This is a genomic window from Bradyrhizobium sp., from assembly GCF_019244115.1.
GTDB lineage: Bacteria > Pseudomonadota > Alphaproteobacteria > Rhizobiales > Xanthobacteraceae > Bradyrhizobium.
On the sequence record NZ_JAFATE010000315.1, the window covers coordinates 1 to 5965 of the forward strand.

3 protein-coding genes are annotated in these 5965 nt (G+C 63.0%); all 3 read right to left on the bottom strand.

Features of this window, described 5'->3' with window-relative positions:
* Positions 1-568 precede the first annotated feature (568 nt).
* Positions 569-1861 (bottom strand): carbohydrate porin, encoded by a 1293-nt coding sequence (locus JOZ76_RS14120; protein WP_291699244.1) that lies wholly within the window; start codon positions 1859-1861, stop codon positions 569-571.
* 560 nt (positions 1862-2421) lie between these two features.
* Complete coding sequence (locus JOZ76_RS14125; protein WP_291699245.1) at positions 2422-4881, bottom strand: CoA transferase; 2460 nt, start codon at positions 4879-4881, stop codon at positions 2422-2424.
* Between the two features lie 57 nt (positions 4882-4938).
* Positions 4939-5670, bottom strand: a complete 732-nt coding sequence (locus JOZ76_RS14130; RefSeq protein WP_291699246.1) for a hypothetical protein — start codon at positions 5668-5670, stop codon at positions 4939-4941.
* Between the last annotated feature and the right edge of the window lie 295 nt (positions 5671-5965).

Sequence of the window (5965 nt, forward strand, 5' to 3'; positions counted from 1 at the left end):
GCTGTCCAGGATGCCGCGCAGCGGCACCGGCGCTATGCGCCGGCGTGTAACGTCCTGGACAGTGCGAGCACGGTGCTATGTTGGATCAGTCGGAAGGGTCAGTCGAACCGGTACGCTGGCGGGGTTACCGCCCCACCAAGTTTACCCTTGACCATTGGTAGGAAGTCCGATTCCCGCACAAAGAGCGTCCACACATGCCAGGGTCTTCGACCACGTCGGGTTGGGCAGGTGCTCGCGATGACGCTCCCGTCCATGTTGCCTTCCGTGTTTATGACCACGTCGGCACCCGAGATTTTCTTGCTTTCGCGGCTCAATGGCTGGCCTATGCGCTCCCCTACCGACGCTTCGCTGACACCCTCGAGAATGCCAACGCACGGCTCGGGGCCGATGCGGATCGCTACTCCTTCACCGTAGTGGACTCTCACCTCCTACTCTTTGCCGGTTTTGATCGGCGCACCATTAATCAAGAATTGTTCACCAGAGCAAGACCAAAATATCTCCTTATATCAAATGGTTGTGTGTTGCATAAACCTATTGCATTATAAGCGACCATCCGATGTGTAGATGGTCAGATGGAGACCCTGAACTTCACGTCTGGGACCGCGATGAAATTCACTGTCGGATTGAACGACGGGTTAAAGATCAGCTGGATGCCGGGTGTAATTGTGCTGTTCGGGGTCACTGCAATGTTCCAGTAGGTTTCCATCCCATACTGGGCACGCTGACCGCTGCCGGGCAAAATGTTCTTGAACGGCAGCGTCCACATTCCCGCCGCTGCAGCCTCGCCAACGATGCCGAAGGGGCGCAGCAGCGCCACGCCCGCCACTGAAGTGTTGCCAGAGAAGGTGGTGGAAATGCCGCCGCCCTGCGCCGTGTTGTGGGTGTAGGCCGCGAAGCCCACAATCCGGCCCCACTGCTTTTCGCCGAGGATCTTGAAACCGCCGCCCGCCTTGTTGGGAGTGGTGTTCGGAGAGAAAATGCTGCGCGTGCCGGCGTGAAAGACATCCAGGGCGAGCTGGTCGTACTCGCCGTCCGCGCGTCGCCACTGTTTGCCGACCTCGATCCCGCCGAAGAGCTGGCCGATCTGGAGATGCGACCAGTTGAGGCTGCCTTGGCTTGGGTTGCCATTCATGTCGTTCAGCACGCCGTTCATGAACAGCCCATTGCCTTGGATCGGGCGCCAGCGAAAGGACAAGCCGGCACCGAACGCCGGATACGGGATCGTTTCGGAAAACGCGAGCGGGCTCGCAGTAAAGCTGGTACGCGCGTCCTTAAAACGGAAGGTGTTAATCGTCGCTTGTGGGCCCTGGTTGCCGATGCGGAAGCTGAAGGTTGGTCCGATCCTCTGTTCCCAGAACAAGTCCTCGATCTCGAAGTGGTCGTTCCAGGAGGTAAACTCGTAGGCCGACCATGCCGAGCCAAGATTCGCCGGCCCGAACGGCGCCGGCCAGGGGTTGTCGCCTATAGGCCCCCTCCAGGCTCCACGCAGAACCAGCGAGCCCTGATAGTCGCCGCCCCGATCTATCGGCGTCCAGGTCACGCTGGGCGCGGCCCAGCCCCCGAGAGCCCAGTTCTGCCGAACGCCGGGAAGCGTCTGGGTGGCGTATTGATTGAGCTGCTGGTAACTGAACGCGTAGGTCAGGCCGTACTGATCGTAGAGCCTCTCCCGAAACGCCAAACGTTGGGCCTCTGCGGGCAAACCCAGGCCAGGAAACAGCACCTCACGTGGCTCAGGCAGCAGCGCCTGCGGCTCACCCTGGTCGGGATCGTAGAGCGCTTCAGGACCTGGCAGTCCTGTGAGAAGCTTATCGTCGTAGATGACCTGCGCGTGGGCAGCGCTTGCGAACGCGATCGCAGCCATGACAATCGCAGCGCACACGCCAATCCGCTTCGGAAGCCTGGTTTGCGGCACAGCAGGGCCTCCCCTATTGTCCTCAGACTTTCGCCCAATTTGTCCTGCCAACCGGGCCAATGGTGATCAACCGCTGATGTCCGTCCGACTATAGCCGAGATCGGCGCGCACTCCCCTGGCGTCGGAGCCGATGCGCGAGGCGGCCGTCGAACGCGAATTTCACGGTGACCGTCCGCTTTGCATGGTGACGATCGGCCAATTGCTTGCAGGTCTGCACCGGACTGATCGTAGAGCCTTCCCCGGAGAGCCAAAGACTGGACCTCCCGCGCGGAACCCCAGTCCGGGAAAGACTACTTCGCAGGGCTGGGGCAGCAGCGCTTGCGGCTGACCCTGGTCCGGGTCGTAGAGCGCTTCGGGGCCTGGCAGCCCCATTACGAGCTTGCCTTCGTAGATGACTTGCGCGCGGGCGGCGCCTGCGAACGCGATCGCACCCAAGACGATCGCCGCATTCACCCCAATCCGTTTCGAAAGCCTTATTTGGGACACAGGAGATCCTCCGCCCCAAGTTCTCAGACCTTCGCCCATTCTGTCCTGCCGACCGCACCGATAGCGATTAACCGCTCGATATCGGCCGGACTATAGCCGAGATCGGCGAGCACTCTCCCTGCGTCGGCGCCGATTCGGGAGGCGGCCGGCGGACGTTCCTCTGGGCGGCCGTCGAACGCGAACCAGCTTGGCGCAAAGCATTCCGTGGACCAGCCGTCCTTCTCCCGTTTTTCGAACTTCACGGTGACGGTCGGCTTTGCACGGTGACGATCGGCCAATTGTTTGCAGGTCTGCACCGGAACTGCCGCCATCTTCTGCTGAGCGCACCAGGCGAGCGCCTCTGCCTGCTTGCGGCCGCCGAGATCGCTGGTGATATCGCGTGGCGCCTGCACAAAAATCCACCCGTCGGAAAGCTGGTAGACGCGCGCGCCGGGGGTCATTCCTGTCGCAAGCTGGCCGCGCGCGCTTGCCGGCGGCTCGCTGCCGGCTCGCTGAAAGAGGAGCTGGATCAATGTGGCCGCGTTGCAGAGCGATGTTTCTGCCCAGTCGCCGCGTCCGTCGCGCCGCTGCTCGCGCGCGTATAGAGCCAGCACGCCGGCATAGGCGCCGAGATAGCCGCATAGATAGTCGACCGCGGAGGCAATGCCGTGAAAGGTCGGCGTCTCCGGCCCACCGTAACGCATCATAACGCCGGTCGTGCCCTGGATGGACGGGTCATAGCCTTTGTCGTGATGGCGCGGTCCGTGCCGCTCGCCACGCGTTGCGGTAATCTGCAACCCGATGCAGCGCGGATTGCGCTGGGCGAGCGAGGCGGCGTCGATGCCGAGCCGCGCCATTTGGTCATCCATCATATTCGCGACCACGATGTCCGATCGTCCGGTAATCTGGTGGATGATGCGAAGCCCGTCGGGGATTCTTCTGTCAAGAATAATGCTGCGCTTACCGACCGAGTTCTCGCCCGACCACATGACGTGAATGGTCGGCGCGTGCTGCGGGTCCATCACGTCGAGCCGCGTCACAGCGGCGCCGAGTTCCACGAGCATGCGCGTGCAGGACGGCCCGGCAAGAACGTTGGTCATGTCCACTACCGTGTACCCCTCGAGCGGGAGGCGCCCGTTAGGCCGCCCGGTGACTGGAGGCGACGCGGCGGCACGCGGAGGCAGCGCGTCTGCCTTGCGGCCAGCCGAGAGCGGCTCGTAAGGCTGGCCACTGCGCGTCCACACCGCGCGGCCGATCTGCACCCCTTCCATACCGGGGATCTCCGCGAATACCGCAGCCTCGCGCGCATCCGCATCGCGTTGCCACTGCTGCCATGTCATGATGATCGTGCCGGCAGCGCCGCGCGCGTCGAGATAGCGCTCCCATTCGGCCGCGGTGCGCGCGCGGAAGGCAACCTCGAGCATGTCGGCGAGTTTCGAGGTGTAGGTGAAGCCGAGCGAGAGACTGTCGCCCAGGTTGCGCCGCGCATCCTCCATATTGGCGGGATCATAGGGATCGACGAATACCGCACCGGTTGCGAGAGCCCGGTCCCAGATGCCCATCGCCTCAAGGAACCGCCGCGATAGGCGCCGGTTTGGCGCAGCCATAGGCAGGTACCATTGATCATCGCGTGCGTGATAAGGGGTTGAAAACGGGGCGAAGCGCCGCTCCAGCCACATCTGCCGTTCCGGATCGCGCAGTGCGTCGGCGACAAAGGTGCGGAATTGCTCGGGCGTCAATCCCGGCGGCAGACCGCCGATGACGATCGGCTCGAGGTGCTTGGGCAAGCCCTTTGAGGTCATGCTCAGAGCCCCGATAGCCGACAATCCTCCGGCCAGTCTGCTGGCTAGAATCTCTCGCCCGAGGCCTGTGCGCTGCCGATCCACCAGCGCGGCGACCGCTGCCACAACAGCGTTGACGCCGCAATAAACAGAGGGCAATGGCACCGGCGTATAGATCACCGGCCGATTGAGGATCGGCCCGGAGACGCTCATATTCGTAAAGAAGCCGCTGATCGCGTTGATCAGGTCTTCGGAGCAATCGGCCGGCAAATCGCCATACGCCTCGTCGCCCGGCAGCGCGGCGACAATCCGAATTAGCGCCTGATGCGGCGCGCGCGTCACCGGCTCGGTGCCGTCTACAATGACAATATCGGCCGAGCTCGAGTCCGCGGTGGCGCCCGGCGGCACCGCGCTCTTGCCGCGATCGAAAAACGCATCGTCGAGCCCGCCCGGTGTGGGGCCGGTACCGCGTTCCACAAATACCTCCGCGCCCTGGTCGGCAAGCAGCAATCCGGCAAGCCGTCCCGAGAGCGTCGCACTCCGCTCAATCACCCGCACGCCATGCAGCGGAGGCGTTCCGGGCCGCACCTCACGATGCCCTTGGGCCATTTGCGCCAGGGCGGGCACGCTGTCAGCGGCAATCGTGGCCCCTAGCGCGCTGCCAATGCCAAGCAGCACGTCGCGGCGGGTCGCGTCTTTGGTATTGCCGATGTGATCCGTCATGTTGGTCCCTTCAGAAAGCCCTCGTGACTGCGCGCGTGCCGTGGATGTGACCATCCCTTATTTCGGAAACACCAAGGTCAGCCTGAGCTGAAAGCCCCATTTCGGCCCGCCCGGCGGCGTTTCAGCGTAGTAGCGAACCAGACCGCCAAGCTGGAACGGCTGACCGCCGACACGAAGCAACTGATTGAGACCGAGCTGGAGCGGGACGATCCAGCGCCCGGAGTTCGCGTTGTAGGTGCTCTCGGTGCTCACGAAATAGGTCGTCCGCTGTGGCGAAGTATAAGCGAGCGCTGATTGAACATAGCTTTGGTTCACCCGCTCTCGTTCGGCCGGCACGCCGCCGACTGCCCAAACATGATTGGCGAGCAACAGCGCGAGAAACGGCCCCTTGGTGAGCACCCCGACGCCGGTCGGACCGGCACCCCATTGATCGGCACCTATCAGCTTATTGGTTGCCGTCGGATACAGGGCCGCCGGCCCGAGACCCCACGTCAGCCCCCAGCTTGTGGGCTTGCTGGGCGAAAACCAGAATGCCTGCAGGATGTCGCCGAGACCGCTCTCCTGGTTCGGGAAGACGCGCTCGACATGCGCGAAAGGTATGATGGTCCGGGTAATCAGGTTCCAGTCTGTGTTAAGATGGAACGGCACCACCGGCTGGGCCACAAGACTGTAGCGGAAGCCCTGTTCGTTGCGCCCTCCGCCATAATCGAAGTTGTTCTGAAAAGGAACGCTGATCAGGTCGGCGACCGGGTTGTTGAGTTGCTGCGCGAGCTTGTCGTCGGCGTCCATCTCGTACTCGAGGGGGAATGGCAACTCGTCGGACCACGCACGGGCCATAAGCAGGAGGCACGCAACCGCGATCATAGCCAAACCGCGTGGTGCGCGCCGGGTGAGGATCAGGTCAGCTCTCCCGCACCGACCGTCCCGCACCGCGCAAATCCAGCAGCGCCTCACGCCAGTGTTCTCCAGGATCGTTCGTCGTCATGTCCTCGGCTCCTCAATCAGCTCGAGGGCATTCAACTCAGCCACACCGGTAGGTCGCCGCCGCGAACTGCGACTAGGGGATCGCGCCATTTACCCGGAG